The 18778-nt window shown below is 36.6% G+C and carries 22 protein-coding genes; 21 read left to right on the top strand and 1 reads right to left on the bottom strand.

Annotated features, from left to right (window positions below):
- Positions 1 to 34: 34 nt before the first annotated feature.
- A complete protein-coding gene (locus HWV59_RS18830; protein ID WP_175639759.1) occupies positions 35 to 673 on the bottom strand; it encodes a hypothetical protein in 639 nt (212 codons plus the stop codon).
- Between the two features lie 110 nt (positions 674 to 783).
- Here HWV59_RS18830 and HWV59_RS18825 point away from each other — a divergent pair, with 110 nt between their 5' ends.
- The 21 genes from HWV59_RS18825 (at position 784) to recN (ending at position 18720) form a co-directional block, all read left to right on the top strand.
- Positions 784 to 1065, top strand: coding sequence for a YqhV family protein (locus tag HWV59_RS18825; protein WP_102229358.1), 282 nt, complete (start codon positions 784 to 786; stop codon positions 1063 to 1065).
- A gap of 106 nt (positions 1066 to 1171) precedes the next feature.
- Positions 1172 to 2089 (top strand): stage III sporulation protein AA, encoded by a 918-nt coding sequence (gene spoIIIAA / locus HWV59_RS18820; RefSeq protein WP_175639758.1) that lies wholly within the window; start codon positions 1172 to 1174, stop codon positions 2087 to 2089.
- Positions 2090 to 2605: a stage III sporulation protein SpoIIIAB gene (gene spoIIIAB, locus HWV59_RS18815; RefSeq protein WP_102229356.1), complete on the top strand. Its 516-nt coding sequence runs from the start codon at positions 2090 to 2092 to the stop codon at positions 2603 to 2605. It begins immediately after the preceding gene.
- A gap of 19 nt (positions 2606 to 2624) precedes the next feature.
- A complete protein-coding gene (gene spoIIIAC / locus HWV59_RS18810; RefSeq protein WP_026558844.1) occupies positions 2625 to 2831 on the top strand; it encodes a stage III sporulation protein AC in 207 nt (68 codons plus the stop codon).
- Positions 2785 to 3237, top strand: coding sequence for a stage III sporulation protein AD (gene spoIIIAD / locus HWV59_RS18805; protein ID WP_175639757.1), 453 nt, complete (start codon positions 2785 to 2787; stop codon positions 3235 to 3237). Before spoIIIAC ends, spoIIIAD begins: the two co-directional genes overlap by 47 nt.
- Before the next feature lie 69 nt (positions 3238 to 3306).
- The gene (gene spoIIIAE / locus HWV59_RS18800) at positions 3307 to 4515 is read left to right on the top strand and encodes a stage III sporulation protein AE (protein ID WP_102229355.1); all 1209 of its coding nucleotides are present in this window, start codon (positions 3307 to 3309) and stop codon (positions 4513 to 4515) included.
- 11 nt (positions 4516 to 4526) lie between these two features.
- On the top strand, positions 4527 to 5174 hold the full coding sequence (gene spoIIIAF, locus HWV59_RS18795; RefSeq protein WP_175639756.1) for a stage III sporulation protein AF: 648 nt from the start codon (positions 4527 to 4529) through the stop codon (positions 5172 to 5174).
- Positions 5171 to 5830: a stage III sporulation protein AG gene (gene spoIIIAG / locus HWV59_RS18790; protein ID WP_102229353.1), complete on the top strand. Its 660-nt coding sequence runs from the start codon at positions 5171 to 5173 to the stop codon at positions 5828 to 5830. Before spoIIIAF ends, spoIIIAG begins: the two co-directional genes overlap by 4 nt.
- Positions 5831 to 6544 (top strand): SpoIIIAH-like family protein, encoded by a 714-nt coding sequence (locus tag HWV59_RS18785; protein WP_175639755.1) that lies wholly within the window; start codon positions 5831 to 5833, stop codon positions 6542 to 6544. It begins immediately after the preceding gene.
- A 261-nt stretch (positions 6545 to 6805) separates the two neighbouring features.
- Positions 6806 to 7309: an acetyl-CoA carboxylase biotin carboxyl carrier protein gene (accB, locus tag HWV59_RS18780; protein ID WP_175639754.1), complete on the top strand. Its 504-nt coding sequence runs from the start codon at positions 6806 to 6808 to the stop codon at positions 7307 to 7309.
- Between the two features lie 12 nt (positions 7310 to 7321).
- Positions 7322 to 8674 (top strand): acetyl-CoA carboxylase biotin carboxylase subunit, encoded by a 1353-nt coding sequence (gene accC, locus HWV59_RS18775; protein ID WP_175639753.1) that lies wholly within the window; start codon positions 7322 to 7324, stop codon positions 8672 to 8674.
- Between the two features lie 49 nt (positions 8675 to 8723).
- On the top strand, positions 8724 to 9107 hold the full coding sequence (locus tag HWV59_RS18770) for an Asp23/Gls24 family envelope stress response protein (protein WP_102229564.1): 384 nt from the start codon (positions 8724 to 8726) through the stop codon (positions 9105 to 9107).
- Positions 9108 to 9390: 283 nt separating this feature from the next.
- Positions 9391 to 9783: a transcription antitermination factor NusB gene (nusB, locus tag HWV59_RS18765; RefSeq protein WP_102229349.1), complete on the top strand. Its 393-nt coding sequence runs from the start codon at positions 9391 to 9393 to the stop codon at positions 9781 to 9783.
- 26 nt (positions 9784 to 9809) lie between these two features.
- A complete protein-coding gene (gene folD, locus HWV59_RS18760; protein WP_175639751.1) occupies positions 9810 to 10667 on the top strand; it encodes a bifunctional methylenetetrahydrofolate dehydrogenase/methenyltetrahydrofolate cyclohydrolase FolD in 858 nt (285 codons plus the stop codon).
- A gap of 98 nt (positions 10668 to 10765) precedes the next feature.
- Positions 10766 to 12118 carry an exodeoxyribonuclease VII large subunit gene (xseA, locus tag HWV59_RS18755; protein ID WP_102229347.1) on the top strand — a complete coding sequence of 451 codons (1353 nt, stop codon included), beginning with the start codon at positions 10766 to 10768 and terminating at the stop codon, positions 12116 to 12118.
- Positions 12111 to 12365, top strand: coding sequence for an exodeoxyribonuclease VII small subunit (locus tag HWV59_RS18750; protein ID WP_102229346.1), 255 nt, complete (start codon positions 12111 to 12113; stop codon positions 12363 to 12365). The genes xseA and HWV59_RS18750 overlap by 8 nt, the downstream gene beginning before the upstream one ends.
- Entirely contained in the window at positions 12362 to 13246 is an 885-nt protein-coding gene (locus HWV59_RS18745) for a polyprenyl synthetase family protein (RefSeq protein ID WP_102229345.1), read from the top strand. The genes HWV59_RS18750 and HWV59_RS18745 overlap by 4 nt, the downstream gene beginning before the upstream one ends.
- Before the next feature lie 325 nt (positions 13247 to 13571).
- Positions 13572 to 15473 (top strand): 1-deoxy-D-xylulose-5-phosphate synthase, encoded by a 1902-nt coding sequence (dxs, locus tag HWV59_RS18740; RefSeq protein ID WP_175639750.1) that lies wholly within the window; start codon positions 13572 to 13574, stop codon positions 15471 to 15473.
- Positions 15467 to 16315 carry a TlyA family RNA methyltransferase gene (locus HWV59_RS18735; RefSeq protein ID WP_102229343.1) on the top strand — a complete coding sequence of 283 codons (849 nt, stop codon included), beginning with the start codon at positions 15467 to 15469 and terminating at the stop codon, positions 16313 to 16315. The genes dxs and HWV59_RS18735 overlap by 7 nt, the downstream gene beginning before the upstream one ends.
- 223 nt (positions 16316 to 16538) lie before the next feature.
- A complete protein-coding gene (gene ahrC / locus HWV59_RS18730) occupies positions 16539 to 16988 on the top strand; it encodes a transcriptional regulator AhrC/ArgR (RefSeq protein ID WP_026558860.1) in 450 nt (149 codons plus the stop codon).
- 31 nt (positions 16989 to 17019) lie between these two features.
- Positions 17020 to 18720: a DNA repair protein RecN gene (recN, locus tag HWV59_RS18725; protein WP_175639749.1), complete on the top strand. Its 1701-nt coding sequence runs from the start codon at positions 17020 to 17022 to the stop codon at positions 18718 to 18720.
- The last annotated feature ends 58 nt before the right edge of the window (positions 18721 to 18778 follow it).

Here is an 18778-nt window from a genome sequence, read left to right as displayed (position 1 = left end):
TTTGTGCGGCGAAATTTAGTAATCGAGCCTGATTCTAAACTGTCCCCTTGTCGATTGCTTTCACGATACTTCTAGCTGTTTTACGAACACCAGTCCGGTTATCTTCAATAAATTCCTCTGCAATTCCTCTTATTTCCAAGATACAAGTTGGAGCCTGCTTACACACATTTAGTAACCCCGATAATACACGGTTACGATGTTTCCCATTCCATAACGGAAGTGAGTCCTTCAAAATTGGGTAAACAGTAAGAGCTTCCTCTTCTCCAATAGTGGCGAAATTGACAAGAGTTTGAATAGAATAATCCCTGACAATTGTGCTTTTATCATGATGAATTAAATCTATCAACGTTGGCAGAAGTAAAAAGATTTGCTCAGGAATAAATGGTGTCAGAAGTGAAATAGCATGAATTGCTTCCCAACGAATTCTTTTTGCCTTAGCATGCAACAGTTCAATCAACAAATCAGTAAAAGAAACAACTAATTCCGGGTGAACTTCCGCTACTTTTGTAATCACCTCAACACAATCTCCTATCAACAATGGGTCTTTTTCTTTAAGACCGCCTTTTATTTCATTTAAGAGTAAAGGGTTTTCCATACAGAGCGTAGCAACGAAGCGATTTCCTTCCTCTGTCCTCTCACCAACTTGAGACGAGAGCTTAGAAAGAATAGTCATAAAAGGGCACTTCCTTCTACAAGTTTATTTCTTCATATTATATATCTTTGTTGTCTAAATCCTATGTCTTTAGCATAAGGTGTACAAACTTATGCTTTTAGGAGGACAACATGAAACGTATATTTTCACACATTGATTCAACTGTACTTGCAATGGCGGGTCTTAGATTTTTATCAGCAGGGATCGAATTAACAGCGGCTATTTTAATGTTAGTTTTGAATGATGTAAAAAAAGCGGTGACAATTAATTCATTATTGGCGATCGTTGGACCGGTTATTTTCATTGTGACGATGACAATAGGGATTTTTCAAATTGCAGATCAATTATCTTATGCGAAGCTACTATTTATTGGATTAGGTGTTTTCTTTATCCTTTTTGGAATTTACAAATAAAGTGTTACCTATCTGTTGGACAATAAAAACTCCGGGCTTTTATGTCATGAATGTGGTCAAGCATGCATAGATTAGAGTAACGAATCGGTAAATAGGAGGAAGCGGTATGAAAGAATTGCTAGAAATGCTTCCGGAATCCATAAGAAAAGAAATCTTGAAGCTTCATCCAGCAAGTTTGTCTCGAATAGAAGAAATTCGTATTCGTGTGATGAAAAAGGTTGAGGTCATCATAGCAGGGAAACCAATATTCCTTGCATCGATGACAACATATGAAGACTCAATCAATCTATTAAACGAACTAAGCCATTATTCAATTTATACATTAGAAGACGAATTGAAAAAGGGCTATATTACAGTTCGTGGTGGTCACCGTGTGGGGTTGTCGGGACGTGTGATTACAGAAAATGGACGAGTTAAGGCGATACGTGATGTTACATCTTTTAATATTCGAATTGCTAGAGAGAAGCTGGGAATTGCGGAACCTTTTGTTTCATATGTATTTCATCAGAAGTGGTTAAATACGCTTATTATCGGTCCACCACAAACTGGAAAAACAACCTTGTTGAGGGACTTTGCTCGATTAATCAGCAGTGGACATCAACATATTCACTCCAGCAAAGTCGGTATTGTGGATGAGCGCTCTGAAATAGCAGGATGTGTAAAAGGAGTACCTCAGCACAAACTAGGGAGTAGAGTGGATGTTCTTGATGCGTGCCCTAAAGCAGAGGGAATGATGATGATGATCAGATCGATGAGCCCGGATGTACTTGTCGTTGATGAAATTGGTACTCTTGAGGATGCGGAAGCTGTTTTAGAAGCAGTACATGCAGGTGTTCAGTTGTTTGTCTCTGTTCATGGGTATAAAGCAAGCGATCTAATGAATAGACCAAGCCTTAGAGCATTGGTTGAGGCGAATGTGTTTGACCGATATCTAGAGTTATCGAGAAGAGACGGACCTGGTACGGTTCAACAAATTCTTAACCGTCATGGTAAGCACTTACTAAAAGAAGGAAGTGTGTCGTAAATGATCAAATGGATGGGTGCGTTTCTCATTATTATTGCGACAACTTGGGCTGGTTTTGAAGCTGCGAAACATTTAAATCAACGAACAAGACAACTTCGTCAGCTTAAAGTAGCCCTTCAATCTCTGGAGGCAGAGATTATGTTTGGCCATACCTCGCTTATTGTGGCAGCTCAAAACATTTCTAAGCAGCTCCCGAAGCCATTATCACAGTTTTTTGAAAAATTTGCCCAAAAGTTATTAAAAGGACACACAAGTGTAAAAGGTGCATGGGAGGAAAGTTTGAAGGAAATATGGAACTTTACGGCTTTTAAACAAGGAGAATATGAAGTGCTAAAGCAATTCGGTGAAACTCTTGGTCAGCATGACCGTGTTTCACAGCAAAAGCATATTAAACTAGCTCTTTCCCACTTAGAAAGAGAAGAAGCAGATGCGATTGACAGACAAAACCGATATGAACGAATGGTCAAAAGCTTGGGAGTTTTAACCGGGTTATTATTAGTCATTTTATTGATGTAGGTGAAAGGGAGTTGTCGCAATGGGCGTAGATATAAACACCATATTTCAAATAGCGGGGATAGGAATCGTCGTTGCATTCCTTCACACAATCTTAGATCAAATGGGTAAGAAGGAGTATGCACAATGGGTCACATTAATTGGCTTTATCTATATCTTGTTTATGGTGGCATCAATTGTAGATGATTTATTCAAAAAGATTAAATCAGTCTTTCTTTTTCAAGGGTAAGGGGGCGTTTCTCATCGAGATCATCCAAATTGTCGGACTAGGATTAATTGCAACCTTTCTTGCCCTTATAGTGAAGGAGCAAAAACCTACCTTTGCCTTTATGCTTGTAGTATTTGTCGGGTGTGTGATTTTTCTTTTTTTAATCGATCAGGTGTATGAGATTGTTCGTATGGTGGAACGAATTGCTCTTAATGCAAATGTAAATTTAATTTATGTTGAAACAATATTAAAAATAATTGGCATCGCTTATATTGCAGAATTTGGTGCGCAAATTACAAAAGATGCTGGACAAGGTGCCATAGCTTCCAAGATTGAATTAGGAGGAAAAATTCTAATTCTAACGATGGCAATTCCAATCTTAACAGTCATTATTGAAACAGTTCTAGGGATGATACCAGGAACGTAGTTTATCCTTAAATGGTAAATTCAGCAAATGTAATATGGAAAGAAGCTGAATAAGCTGGAGGTGTGTTAAATGCGGCAAATACTTACTTTCTTATTCTTTGTTTCTATCATTCTAGCAGTCCCCATACATGTACAAGCCTCCACGACTACACAGCAAACAGAAGAAGAAAATCCGGGAGTAGAAATAACGGCTGATGCCTTTGTAAATGATCAGGTTGAAAAACTTGATATAACAGATATTAAAGCCTATTGGGATGACGTTATGACAAAATATGGAGGGTTTTTACCTGAGAGTCAAAAAGGTAGTCTTCTTCAATTCCTAAACGGCGAAAAGGAACTTTCCTTTCAAGAATGGATTAAAGCATTTTTAAAATTTATGTTTCATGAATTAATAGCGAATGGGAAATTACTAGGAACTCTTATATTATTAACAATCTTTAGTATGCTATTGCAGTTATTACAAAATGCCTTTAACCAAAGCGCTGTAAGTAAAGTGGCGTATGCTTTAGTTTATATGGTGTTAATTATCATTGCACTAAATAGTTTTCATGTTGCCATTGAGTATACAAATCAAGCTATACATGCGATGACGAATTTTATTTTAGCTCTAATTCCACTTCTATTAGCATTAATGGCTTCTTCAGGTGGACTAGCCTCGGCGGCATTTTTTCATCCGGTCATCATTTTTCTTATGAATACGAGTGGATTGTTAATCCAGAATATTGTTTTACCGCTATTGTTTTTATCTGCTTTATTAAATATTGTAAGCACACTTACAGATCAATACAAAGTGACACAGCTTGCAAATTTGTTAAGGAATATAAGCATCGGTTTACTAGCCTCTTTCCTAACAATTTTTCTTGGTGTCATCTCCGTCCAAGGAGCATCAGCGGCTGTAACAGATGGAATAACAATTCGGACCGCAAAATTTATTACAGGAAATTTTATTCCTGTTTTAGGAAGAATGTTCACAGATGCCACGGACACGGTAATAAGTGCATCCGTCTTATTGAAAAACACTGTTGGAGTACTCGGGGTAGCGGTTCTGCTATTTATCGTTGCTTTTCCTGCTATTAAAGTTTTATCCCTTGCTTTAATCTATAAGTTTGCTGCAGCAATCCTGCAACCACTTGGTGGAGGCCCGGTTATAAGCTGTTTGGATATTATTAGTAAAAGTGTTATTTATATTTTTGCTGCTTTAGCTATTGTGTCATTAATGTTTTTTCTAAGTTTAACAGTTATTATCGCTGCCAGTAATTTAACAATCATGATGCGTTAAGGGGGGATAAAATGTCGTTTCTTACAGAATGGATAACAAATATCATTGTGTTTATTTTACTAGCTGTTGTTATCGACCTTTTATTACCTAACTCCTCCATGCAAAAATACGCAAAAATGGTCATTAGTTTACTTTTAATTATTGTCATCATCAATCCAATTTTTAAAATTTTTTCAACTGATATGAATGAAATTCTTTCTGAATTCAACCTACACGCCGCTTCTGAAGATGAAAACGGAAAAAATTTAATAGAATTTCAGAAAAAAGAAATACAAGCCTCACAACGTGCATATATTTTAGAACAAATGGCTGTCCAAATGAAAACGATGGCAGAGGAGGAGCTGGTGCAAAAATATGATGTGATGATTGAAACAATCCTTCTTTCCGAAACAGAAAACGTAAAAGACATTGCCTCTCAAAAGGATCTGCAGCATATCCAGGTCATCATAAAACAAAATAAGGCAACGGAAGTATCAGGGGACGAAACAGTGGAAGTTGTTGAGCCGGTCACAATTGATACATCAAAAGAAGTGGAAAAAAACGAAGAACTTAATGAAATTCAAACGGATCAAATTGTAGCATCGTTAGCAAAAATTTGGGAAGTCGAAGAAGAAAAAATCACATTGGATTTGGAAAGGGGGGAGGAGTCACTAAAATGAGCAATAAAGAAAGCTTTATAGATAAGCTGAAATCAATTCTTGGTCAGTCAAACTCGAAGAAACCATCAAAATATCATTATTTTATTCTAGTGTTCGTTCTAGGAATTGCTTTTATGCTAGTAAGCAATCTTTTTACAAACAATCATGAACAATCTCAGAATGCCGTACAAACATCTGCAAGTACCTCAACGAAGGAAGAAACAGAGGTATTTAAACAAACGAATGGTGAAAAGACTGACTCCATCTCTGATTATGAAGCAGAATATGAAAATCAATTGAAAGAAGTGTTGGAAACCATTTCCGGCGTTGGTAAGGTACATGTGGTTGTGAATGTGGATTCCACTTCACAAAAGATCTTTGAAAAAAATACCGTTACCCAAAGTCAAACAACAACAGAGACAGATCGTGAAGGTGGTAAACGGGAGGTTGAAGATCTTTCGAAAGATGAACAAGTTGTCATTATCCAAGACGGTGAAAAAGAGACACCCATCTTGATTCAAACAAAAAAACCTGAAATACGCGGTGTCTTAGTCGTTGCTGGTGGTGCTGACAACATTAACATAAAAAAAACAATTGTAGATTCAGTTACGAGAGTACTGGGAGTACCTAGTCACCGAGTAGCTGTAGCTTCGAAAAAAATGAAGGAGGATGAATAGATGATGTTGAAAAAACAAACCGTTTGGTTATTAACTATGCTAAGTTTAGTGGTGGTATTATCAGTGTATTATGTTACTTCTCCGGAGGGCGGAACTAGTAATGTGGTTATGACAGGTGAGGAGCAAAAGGCAAGTGAAAGTGATAGTGCAACAACAGAAGAAGGGCAGGAACAGGTAGCTAAGGAAGAAAGCACTGAAGGTGAAAGTGCAGAAGCAGCTGAACCAAATGAGAAAACAGAAGCAACTGAACCAAATGAAACATCAGAAAAAACTGAGGATGCTGAAGCAGGTAAAGAAGGTGAGGTCCAAACTGAAGAGTTAGAAGATGGTACTGTGATCTCCAGCTCAAGTGTTTCTAGTGATGAGTTATTTACGGAATTGCGCATGCAATTAGACGATCAACGAAATGAGTTGAAAGAGCAATTACAAACAATCGTAGCAAGCAATGATGCTTCTGCAACTGAGAAAAGTGATGCTTATGATGAAATGGAAGCATTAAATGATGCAGCTAGAAAGGAAATGCTGCTTGAAACATTAATTAAATCAAAAGGATTTGATGATGCACTTGTTAGAGCAGATGGAAATAATGTAAAGATTACTGTAAAAGCAAAAGAGCATAATGCCTCTTCAGCTAACCAAATCATGACACTTGTTAGAGATGAAATGGAAAATATGGATGAAGTGATTGTAACATTCGAGCCTGCAAATAAATAAATTACGGAAAGGGTCATTCCAAAAGGATGACCCTTTTCCTTTTTTAACCATTTTCTTCAAAATTTTATGTGAATCTTACCTTTGAATTGAAAAAAAATATCTTTCCTTCTGTAGAATTGCTCATAAATGGGTAGAATTATTGTTGAATTTCTTCTTAGATTTATCGTAAGATGGTATTATGGGACTAAGTTTTAGTACTAGATTATAAACTAAAAGATCATGAGTTTTACCATGATCACAAGAATTAAGGGGTGCATAAGCATGCTAAAGATACAAGAAATCAGAGAAATCATTAAATTAATTGATCATTCCTCTATTCACGAATTTACAATTGAACAAGAAGGTTCAATAATAAAAATGAAGAAACAAGCAAATGAGGTTGAAACAGTTGTCCGCAACGTAGTGGCTGCTCCTCCAGCTGAAGTTGTACAAGCCGGGCCGCAAGTAACACAAGCAGTATCTGCACAGCCAGCAGCAGCTGAGACCGCTGCACCAAAAGAAGAAACTAAAGCAGATACAGCAAATCTACATAAAATCACATCCCCAATGGTTGGGACATTCTATTCAGCTTCATCACCTGAGGCAGGAGATTATGTTGAGGTTGGCTCTAAAGTAACAACAGATTCTGTTGTTTGTATTGTAGAAGCGATGAAACTTTTCAATGAAATTGAGGCAGAAGTAAAAGGTGAGATTGTTGAAATACTTGCAGAAAATGGACAACTTGTAGAGTATGGTCAACCTCTATTCCTAGTAAAGCCTGAGTAAGGAGCTAATATGATGATTAAGAAATTATTGATTGCCAATCGAGGAGAAATTGCGGTTCGAATTATCAGAGCATGTAAGGAGCTTGATATTGAAACAGTTGCTGTCTTTTCAGAAGCAGACAGAGAGGCATTGCATGTACAGTTAGCTGATGAAGCTTATTGTATCGGGCCAACAGCTTCGAAAGACAGTTACTTAAACTTTACGAATATAATTAGTGTTGCAAAGCTGACGGAAAGTGATGCGATTCATCCAGGGTATGGCTTTTTAGCAGAAAATGCTGACTTTGCTGAGTTATGTAAAGAATGCAATATTACGTTCGTTGGCCCAAGCTCTGATGCCATCTCTAAAATGGGAACAAAAGATGTTGCGAGGGAAACAATGCGCCAAGCTGGTGTTCCAATTGTACCAGGCTCAAAAGGAATAATTGAGAGCATTGAAGATGCGAAAAAATTAGCCAATGATATGGGATATCCTGTTATAATTAAAGCAACTGCTGGCGGTGGAGGTAAAGGGATCCGTGTTGCTCAAGATGAGCAGGCACTTATAAAAGGAATCGAAATTACCCAACAAGAGGCAGCGACTGCTTTTGGAAATCCGGGAGTTTATATTGAAAAATATATTGAAGATTTCCGTCATGTGGAAATTCAGGTGTTAGCTGATACCCATGGAAATACTATACATTTAGGTGAACGAGATTGTTCAATTCAACGGAGACTCCAAAAATTAGTTGAAGAAACTCCATCACCGGCTCTTAACGAAGATATTCGTTCACAAATGGGTGAAGCAGCAGTCAAAGCAGCTGAGGCTGTTCAGTATACGGGTGCAGGAACGGTTGAATTCATTTTTGATCATGTGAATAAGCAGTTTTATTTCATGGAAATGAATACACGTATTCAAGTTGAACATCCAGTTACAGAAATGGTAACAGGCATTGACTTAATAAAAGAACAAATTAAAGTGGCTTCCGGTGAAAAATTGTCTGTAACACAAAATGACGTAACATTTAATGGTTGGTCGATTGAGTGTCGTATTAATGCAGAAAATCCTGAGAAGAACTTTATGCCGTCACCAGGTAAGATTGAGATGTATTTGCCTCCAGGAGGTTTGGGTGTTAGAGTAGATTCAGCCGTATATCCAGGATATTCTATTCCACCGTATTATGATTCAATGATTGCAAAGCTCATAACGTATGGTGCAACGAGAGAAGAAGCGATTGCTCGAATGAAACGTGCTTTAAGTGAATTTGTCATTGAAGGTGTTTCAACAACGATTCCATTCCATTTGAGACTTCTTGATCACGAAGCATTTGTTAGTGGAGAGTTTAATACCAAATTTTTAGAATTGCATAAAGTGATGGAATCATAAAAATACACGGAGGTGCTGATTCTTGAAAGATACAAATAATGTGTTAGAAATGAATCCTGAAAATAATGGTTTAGGAAAAGTTGAAATTGCCCCTGAAGTAATTGAAGTTATAGCAGGTATTGCTGCTTCTGAAATCGAAGGTGTTGCTTCAATGCGCGGTAACTTCGCGGCAGGAGTTGTAGAACGCCTGGGTAAGAAAAACCATGGTAAGGGTGTCAAAGTTGATTTAAACGAAGAAGGAATCATTATCGATGTCTATTGTGTGATGATCTTTGGTGTATCTATTCCAACTGTCGCTCAAAAAATTCAAGATAATATTCGCCAAGCATTATTGAATATGACAGCATTAGAAGTAAACGAAGTGAATATTCATGTTGTTGGTGTTCAATTTGAAACTAAAACACAAGATGTTGAAGTAGATCAAGAAATATAGAAACAACAAGAAAACGAATTCTTTGAAAAAAAGCCAAGGGTTTTTCCTTTGGTTTCTTTTTTGTTACATAGGAATTAATGAAATTGGTTTATAGTATAATGATCACTGGTTATATTGTTAATAAAATATAGTTACCAAACAACGAATGTTTCATTAGATAAAAGCCTTTTCATTCGGAAAACAACAAAAAACATATGAATTTACGAATGAATCTGCCAGTTAGATATGGTATGATCACTTTATGACATTCGACATTTTTAAACATTAAAGGAGCAAGTATAGAATGAAACGTAGAACAGCAAGGGAAAAGGCATTACAGGCATTGTTTCAAGTAAATGTTAGCCAAACTGACCCAAACGAAGCAATTGAGCATGCATTGGAAGAGGAACGTTCCAACCCATTTTTAAATCAACTCGTTTTTGGAACTATTGAACATGAGAAGGAGCTTGATGATCTTATTGCTCCACACCTTGTTAACTGGACAATTGACCGTTTGGCAAATATCGATAAAACGATTTTGCGGATGGCTGCATATGAGCTGAAGTTTGCTGAAGATGTTCCTGCCAATGTAGCAATTGATGAAGCTGTTGAATTAGCTAAAGCATTTGGTGATGACCATTCAAGTAAGTTTGTTAATGGTGTACTTTCTAAAATCAAACAAAATCTAGAGAGCTAGAACGATTACCTTAGGAGGAATTACGAATGGCAGCAACAATCATTGATGGTAAAGAATTATCAAAGTCAAAAAGAAGTGAACTTGCGGTAGAGGTTGAACAAATTAAAGCTAAGGGCTTACTGCCAAAGCTCGTTGTTATTTTAGTAGGAGATAACCCTGCATCCCTTTCTTATATCAGAGGAAAGCAAAAAGCTGCTGAAGAAATTGGTGTTGGATTTAAGTTGGAGCATTTTCCAGAGTCTTTAAGTGAAAATGAACTTCTAGATATTATTGAGAGCTATAATAACAATAATGAATATCATGGGATTTTGGTTCAACTTCCATTACCGGCACATATTAATGAAACAGCTGTTGTTGAAAAAATCTCACCTCTAAAAGATGTAGACGGCTTCCATCCGATTAATATCGGTCGAATGATGACTGGACAAGATACATTTTTACCATGTACTCCAGCTGGAATTGTTGAAATGATTAAATCAGTTGGCGTCGAAATTGCTGGTAAAAATGTTGTGGTTGTTGGAAGAAGTAACATTGTTGGAAAGCCTGTGGGTCAATTATTACTAAATGAACATGCGACAGTTACTTATTGCCATTCAAAAACAAAAGATTTAACATCATATACAAAAGAAGCGGATATTTTAGTTGCAGCTGTTGGACGGGCTAATTTTATTAAAGGAAACCAAATTAAGCCTGGTGCAGTCGTTATTGATGTAGGTGTAAACCGATTAGATACAGGGAAATTGGTTGGAGATGTTGTGTTTGATGAAGCGAAAGATGTGGCGAGTTACTTAACACCTGTTCCAGGTGGAGTAGGACCAATGACGATTACAATGCTTGCGCATAATACTGTACAGTCTGCAAAGAATTTCTTAGAAAGTAAATAAGCCTCTATCGATTAAGAAAGTTTTAGGGACGGAATGAGGTTTAGCATTCTGTCCTTAATTTTTTAATCAACTAATATGAGTGGCAAGGAGGTGTTTAAATGAGTGAACCTAGGTATGTGACGGTTACAGCGCTTACAAAATATATAAAACGTAAATTTGATGTTGATCCTCATTTAGCTGATATATGGATTAAAGGTGAAATCTCCAATTTTAATCTACATAGTCGGGGACATATGTACTTTACCCTAAAAGACGAAAAGGCAAGAATTCAAGCAGTGATGTTTGCAGGCGCAAATAAAACATTAAAATTCAAACCTGAAAATGGGATGAAGGTTCTTTTACGTGGGGAAATCACCGTTTATGAGCAAAGTGGTGGGTATCAAGTTTATGTCAAGGAAATGCAACCGGATGGAATTGGCAGTCTCTATTTGGCATACGAGGAATTAAAGAAAAAACTTCAGCATGAAGGCCTTTTTGACGAGAAATATAAGAAACCAATACCTAGATATCCAAATGAAGTCGGGGTTATCACTTCCCCAACTGGAGCGGCAATTCGAGATATTTTAACAACAATTAATAGAAGATATCCGATGGCTAAGGTCATCTTAATTCCTGCGCTAGTTCAAGGTGTTCAGGCAGGTCCTTCCGTTGCCAAGGCAATTAAAAGCGCAAACGAGCTTGGAACACTTGATGTGCTTATTGTTGGTCGTGGTGGTGGTTCGATTGAGGAATTATGGGCATTTAATGAAGAAATTGTAGCTCGTGAGATATTCTCTTCACAAGTGCCGATCATTTCAGCAGTTGGACATGAAACAGATTTTACGATTGCAGACTTTGTAGCTGATTTACGGGCACCTACTCCTACAGGTGCTGCTGAGATGGCTGTTCCTCATTCAACAGATTTAATTGAGCGAATAGCAGATCGGAAAAACCGATTAACAAGAACAATGGCAGAAAAATTAAGTTCACAAAAGGAAAAGCTGAATCATTTTAAAACATCCTATGCATTTCGTTATCCAAAACAGCTGTATTTGCAAAAGGAACAACAGCTGGACAATGTAATTGATCGATTGCAAAAAGAAGGAGAACGCGTGATTCTCCGTAAAAAGGAAACTTATACATATATAAAAAATCGTCTGGAAAAAGTTCATCCAAAGGATCAAGTTAAACGTTCAAATGAAGCACACGAAGCAATACTTAGAAAACTCAACCGTGAAATGGCATCTATTATAGCAAACAAGCAATCGCAATTTCAGGCAACAATTGATAAACTGAATGCATTAAGTCCATTAAAAATTATGGATCGTGGTTATAGTCTTGTCTATCAAGAGGATAAGCTTATTAAAAGCGTTAATCAAATTACAAAAGGTCAAGTTCTGAAAGTGCAATTAAAAGATGGACAACTTGAATGTGAAGTTCAGGGTATAGAGGAGCGTACAATTCATGAGTAATGAAAAACAAACCAAAGATGAAGAACTGTCTTTCGAACATGCTATGCAACAACTTGAAGAAATTGTGGGAAAACTTGAGGAAGGTGATGTGCCATTAGAAAAGGCGATCGAATATTTTCAAAAAGGCATGGAGCTATCAAAGCTTTGTCATGATAAGTTGCAGCATGTTGAAAAGCAAATGGATTATATATTACGTGAAGATGGTGAATTAAAGCCGTTTGAGCTTCAGGAGGAAGAAAAATCGTGAATATACAAGTGAACGATTTTTTAAACTCGCGTAAAAAGAAAATAGAAGAGGCAATGCCACTCTTTATTAAAGATTTATCTACTCCTCACTCCTTAAAAGAATCAATGCTCTATTCACTGGAAGCGGGTGGAAAGCGCTTAAGACCAGTGCTTGTTTTGGCTCTTCTACATACATATAACAAACCTGAGGAGACTGGGATCGCAACAGCATGTGCAATAGAAATGATTCACACATATTCATTGGTCCATGATGACCTGCCTTGTATGGATGATGATGATTTGAGAAGAGGGAAGCCGACGAATCATAAAGTATTTGGAGAAGCTGTAGCTGTATTAGCAGGCGATGGCTTGTTAACTCAAAGCTTTTCTCTCATCGTACAAGATCCTGTCGTCACTGCTGAGAAAAAGTTAAGATTAGTTGCTGAACTTGTTAAAGCAGCAGGTGTTGAAGGAATGGTTGGTGGACAAGTTGCAGATATGGAAGGTGAAGCGAAAAGTCTTAGTCTTGAAGAACTTGAGTTTATCCATGAAAATAAAACAGCTAAATTATTAGGCTTTAGTATCCTTGCAGGAGCAATTTTGGCAGATGCGCCTGAAGAAGATATTGATAAACTAAGGGAGTTTTCTTATCATCTAGGGATCGCTTTTCAAATTAGAGATGATATTTTGGATATTGAAGGAAATCAAGAGAAGCTTGGAAAACCTGTAGGATCAGATACGTTAAATGAAAAAACTACCTATCCGTCAATTCTTTCCATGCAGGGGGCTAAGGATAAGCTTCATGACCATATTTCTCAAGCGAAAAACCTGCTTCAACATCTATCAACAAAAGCGGAATTATTGGAGCAGATTTGTGATTTAATTGCTAAAAGAGATCATTAATAATGATTCATCAAACAAACCGTTTTCCGGCTGGAGACGGTTTTCTTGTTAGTTGTTTCTTTTGTTTCCTTTAAGGGTACAGCATACTAACAGGTGTGTATAACACTGTTATGCCGTGGCAATCTTAGGTATGTTTTACATAAAACATTGTAATTATGGCTTATTTATGGTAAGTTTTTTTTGCTTACTATATGTTCGTCATAAGCAATTGTTCTTTAAAAATATTTCAACATAAAGATTTTTACGTTAAAATAGATAGATAAGAATATAATAGAACTAATGTATATAAAAGAGAAACAAACTGAATTGAAAGTGAGTGATCCATTTGGATCTTCTATCCATTAAAGACCCTAGCTTTTTAAAGAAATTATCAAACAATGAACTCGAAAAATTAAGTGCGGAAATTCGAACATTTCTTATAGAGAAATTATCTGAAACAGGTGGCCATATAGGACCAAACTTAGGTGTTGTTGAATTAACCATTGCACTTCATAAGGTGTTTAATAGTCCAAAAGACAAATTCATTTGGGATGTGGGACATCAATCGTATGTACATAAAATCCTAACTGGACGAGCTGGTGATTTTAATACATTACGTCAATATAAAGGGTTATCAGGTTTTCCGAAGCGTGATGAAAGCCCTCATGATGTTTGGGAAACTGGTCACAGTTCTACCTCATTATCCGCAGCAATGGGAATGGTTATTGCAAGAGACATAAAACAAACAAAAGAACATATTATCCCGATTATCGGTGATGGCGCTTTAACAGGTGGAATGGCGCTTGAAGCTCTAAATCACATTGGGCATGAACAAAAGGATGTTATTGTTGTACTTAATGATAATGAAATGTCCATTGCGCCAAATGTAGGTGCTCTTCATAATGTGCTTGGGAGACTTAGAACAGCAGGAAAGTATCATTGGGTAAAAGATGAGCTGGAATATTTATTGAAAAAAATTCCTGCAGTAGGCGGAAAACTAGCGTCTACAGCTGAACGTGTAAAAGATAGTTTGAAATATATGCTTGTATCCGGAGTCTTCTTTGAAGAACTTGGGTTTACTTATCTTGGTCCGGTAGATGGTCATAATTATGATGATTTATTTGAAAATCTTCAATACGCTAAAAAAACATCTGGGCCTGTATTGCTTCATGTTATAACAAAGAAGGGGAAAGGTTATCAGCCGGCTGAGTTAGATACGATCGGAACATGGCACGGAACTGGTCCCTACAAAATTGAGACAGGTGATTTTGTAAAACCAAAAGTAATCGGTCCTGCTTGGAGTAAATTAGTGAGTGATACGGTTTTAAAAGTGGCTCGGGAAGATAAACGTGTCGTTGCTATAACACCTGCAATGCCGGTTGGATCTAAACTTGAAGCCTTTGCAGAAGAATTCCCGGATCGAATGTTTGATGTTGGAATCGCTGAGCAACATGCTACAACGATGGCAGCAGGTTTAGCAACACAAAATATGAAGCCGTTTTTAGCTATTTACTCAACTTTCCTTCAAAGGGCTTACGACCAGGTGCTCCACGATATTTGCCGCCAAAATTTAAATGTTTTTATAGGTATTGATCGTTCAGGACTAGTAGGTGCTGATGGAGAAACGCACCAGGGTGTATTTGATATTGCCTTTTTGAGACATTTGCCAAATATGGTCATTATGATGGCAAAGGATGAAAATGAGGGACAACATTTAGTTCATACAGCATTAAAATACGAGGATGGACCAATTGCGTTGAGATATGCAAGAGGAAACGGGATAGGAGTACCGATGGATGAAGATCTTAAGGTCATTCCGATTGGTACATGGGAAGTGTTAAAAGAAGGTCATGATGCCGTTATCCTTACATTTGGAACAACGATTGAAATGGCAATGGAGGCAGCAGAAAAATTGGCTGAACAAGGGAAGTCTATCCGTGTAGTGAATGCTCGTTTTATTAAACCTTTAGATGAAAAAATGCTTCATGAAATATTTGCTGAAAAGATTCCCGTCTTAACGATTGAAGAAGCAGTTTTACAAGGTGGATTTGGGAGTTCAATTCTCGAATTTGCTCAAGAACACGAATATACACAAACAGTTATTTCTCGTATTGGTATACCTGACAAATTTATTGAACATGGAAGTGTGTCCAAATTACTTGAAGAAATAGGAATGACTACAGAACAGGTTGTCAATAAATTGGCTTCAATGATACCCGAACAAAAGAAAAGAGTTTTACGATCATGAGTAAAAAGGAAAGACTAGATATACTTTTGGTTGAAAGTGGGCTATTCGAAACAAGAGAAAAAGCAAAGCGTGCTATTATGGCAGGGATCGTTTACGGCAATGAAGAGCGGCTTGATAAGCCGGGAGAGAAAATTTCACGGGATTTAGTATTGACAGTTAAGGGACAAACACTTCCATATGTTAGTCGTGGAGGATTAAAACTAGAAAAAGCAATAAATGAATTTAATGTTGATGTTAAAGATAAAATTATGATTGATATCGGCTCTTCAACAGGCGGATTTACAGATTGTGCCCTTCAAAATGGAGCTAAGCTGTCTTATGCACTTGATGTTGGTTATAATCAGTTAGCATGGAAATTACGTCAAGATGAGCGGGTAGTTGTGATGGAGAGAACAAACTTTCGTTACGTAACACCCTCTGACTTTCAAAGGGGAATGCCTGAATTTGCATCGATTGATGTTTCTTTTATTTCATTGCGATTAATTTTCCCTGTTCTAAAGACAATTCTTTGTCCTAAAAGTGATGTAGTTGCTTTAATAAAACCACAATTTGAGGCAGGGAAAGAGTTCGTAGGGAAAAAAGGAATTGTACGGGATCCATCTGTTCACGAATTCGTTTTAAAAGAAATGTTGGCCTTTGTACTGAAAGAAGGATATGATGTGCATAATCTTTCCTACTCACCTATAACAGGCGGGGACGGAAATATAGAGTTTCTTCTTCATTTAAGATGGGAAGGCAGTCAAGCAGAAGGAACTAAATATATTGAACTAACAGAAAGACAAATTGTTGATGAGGCACATGCTATATTAAAAGAAAAGAAACAAACTGAAAAACAGGAGTAGTAGCAGCTTGCTATTTCCTGTTTTTTTAATGAAAGAATTATCTGTATATTCATGCAAAACCATTGTCTCTATCGTTTTTCTTTTATCTTTTAATTGTTTTGTTTTATGCATCTTTTCATCTTGGTTTTGAATAAATCTGTACAATTAAAGGGTTTTAATATAAGATAAAAGGTATAAACATACAGAATTTTATTTGCATCAATGAAAAAAGGGGTGCCTAAAGATGAATAAAGGACAGAGACATATAAAAATACGAGAAATCATCACGAATAATGATATAGAAACACAAGACGAATTAGTTGATTTATTAAAAGGAATGGGCTTTAATGTTACACAAGCCACTGTTTCCCGGGATATTAAAGAGCTTCACTTAGTAAAGGTTCCTATGTTAGATGGACGTTATAAGTATAGTTTGCCAGCAGATCAGCGGTTTAATCCATTACAAAAGCTTAAGAGAGCTTTAATGGATGCATTTGTCAAGATAGATTCAGCAGGCCATATGCTTGTTATGAAAACTTTACCGGGTAATGCCAATGCTATCGGAGCTTTAATCGATAATCTTGACTGGGATGAAGTATTGGGGACAATTTGTGGTGATGATACCATACTAATCATATGTAGAACACCACTGGATACTGAAAACATTACACAACGATTTTTAGATATGCTTTAATGTTATTGAATAATAAAGAGGTGGATTCTGTTTGTTAGCGGAATTATCAATAAAAAACTTTGCAATCATTGAGTCATTGACCGTATCCTTTGAAAAAGGATTAACTGTTTTAACAGGAGAAACGGGTGCAGGTAAATCAATTATTATTGATGCCATTCATTTATTAGCGGGAGCTCGAGGCTCTTCTGAATTTGTAAGGTATGGTGAAAAGCGAGCAGAGTTAGAAGCCCTTTTTCTTTTGGATGAGGAACAGCATCCTGTTTACGAACGATGTGTGGAATTCGGGATAGATGTTAGTGACGGTATGATTATTCTACGTAGAGATATGAGTTCATCAGGAAAAAGTATCTGTCGTATAAACGGTAAGCTCGTGACCATTGCCGTATTAAGAGAAATTGGGCAATTATTAGTTGATATTCATGGACAACATGATAATCAAGAGTTGATGAATGAAGAAAATCACCTATCACTTTTAGATCAATATGGCGGCAAAGAAGTAAAGACAGCCCTTGTTGCTTATTTGGAGCTTTATCAGCGCTATGATGGATTAAATAGAAAAATCAAACAGCTTTCTGAAAATGAACAAGAGATGGCCCATCGCCTTGATTTGCTTCAATTTCAATTGGAGGAAATAGAAAAAGCTGATTTACAGCCTAATGAAGATGAACTCCTTATGGAAGAGAAGCATCAAATCTCAAATTACGAAAAAGTTTATGACTCATTAAACAATAGTTACAACTCGTTACATGGGGAACAAAGAGGATTAGATTGGGTTGGTCTAGCAATGAGTCATCTTGAAAATATAGGTAGCATAAATACAAAATTAAAAGAATTGTCTGAAACAATTTCTAATGCATATTATATGTTGGAAGATTTATCTTATGAAGTTCGAAACGAACTAGATTCACTGGAATTTGATCCGGAAAGATTAAATTTTGTAGAGAGTCGTTTAAATGAAATTAATCATCTAAAACGCAAATATGGACAATCAGTTGAAGAAATCTTAACTTATTCAGCTAAAATTGAAGAAGAAATTGATACAATACAAAATAAAGATAGTCATTTATCTAAATTACAAAAAGAGCTTGAATCAATTTTAGCGGATTTATCTGTTGAGGCTAAAAATATTTCAACAATTCGTAAGAAATACGCTAAGGTTCTTATTGATGAAATCCACCAGGAATTAAAAGAACTTTACATGGAAAAAACAAGTTTTGATGTAAATATAAATGAAAAGCGGTCACCGTCCCATGAGGTAAAGTACACTTCAAACGGAGTTGATGAAATTGAATTTTATATTTCAACTAATCCTGGAGAGCCGCTTAAACCTCTAAATAAAACAGCATCAGGTGGAGAGCTTTCAAGAATTATGCTTGCGATGAAAAGTATTTTCTCACAGCATCAAGGAATTACATCGATTATATTTGATGAAGTGGATACGGGTGTTAGTGGTCGTGTGGCTCAAGCAATAGCTGAAAAAATTTATCGGGTTTCAAATGGCTCTCAAGTATTATGTATAACCCACTTGCCACAAGTTGCAGCAATGGCAGATACACACTTATATATTGCGAAAGAAACAAAAGCCGGTAGAACAAAAACAAGTGTAAAACCTTTAAATGATGAAGAAAAGATTAAAGAAATTGGCCGAATGATTGCAGGCGTTGAAGTGACTGAATTGTCCAAAGAGCACGCAAAAGAACTTCTTGCACTAGCAAGCACGGCGAAGCAATAAAAGACTAAGCTGCCATTTTTATACGGCAGCTTTTTAATTTCTATAATAAAAAACTACC

The organism is Metabacillus schmidteae (assembly GCF_903166545.1).
Lineage (GTDB): Bacteria > Bacillota > Bacilli > Bacillales > Bacillaceae > Metabacillus > Metabacillus schmidteae.
The sequence above is the reverse complement of the archived record's forward strand: the minus strand, read 5'-3'. Positions and strand labels throughout refer to the sequence as shown.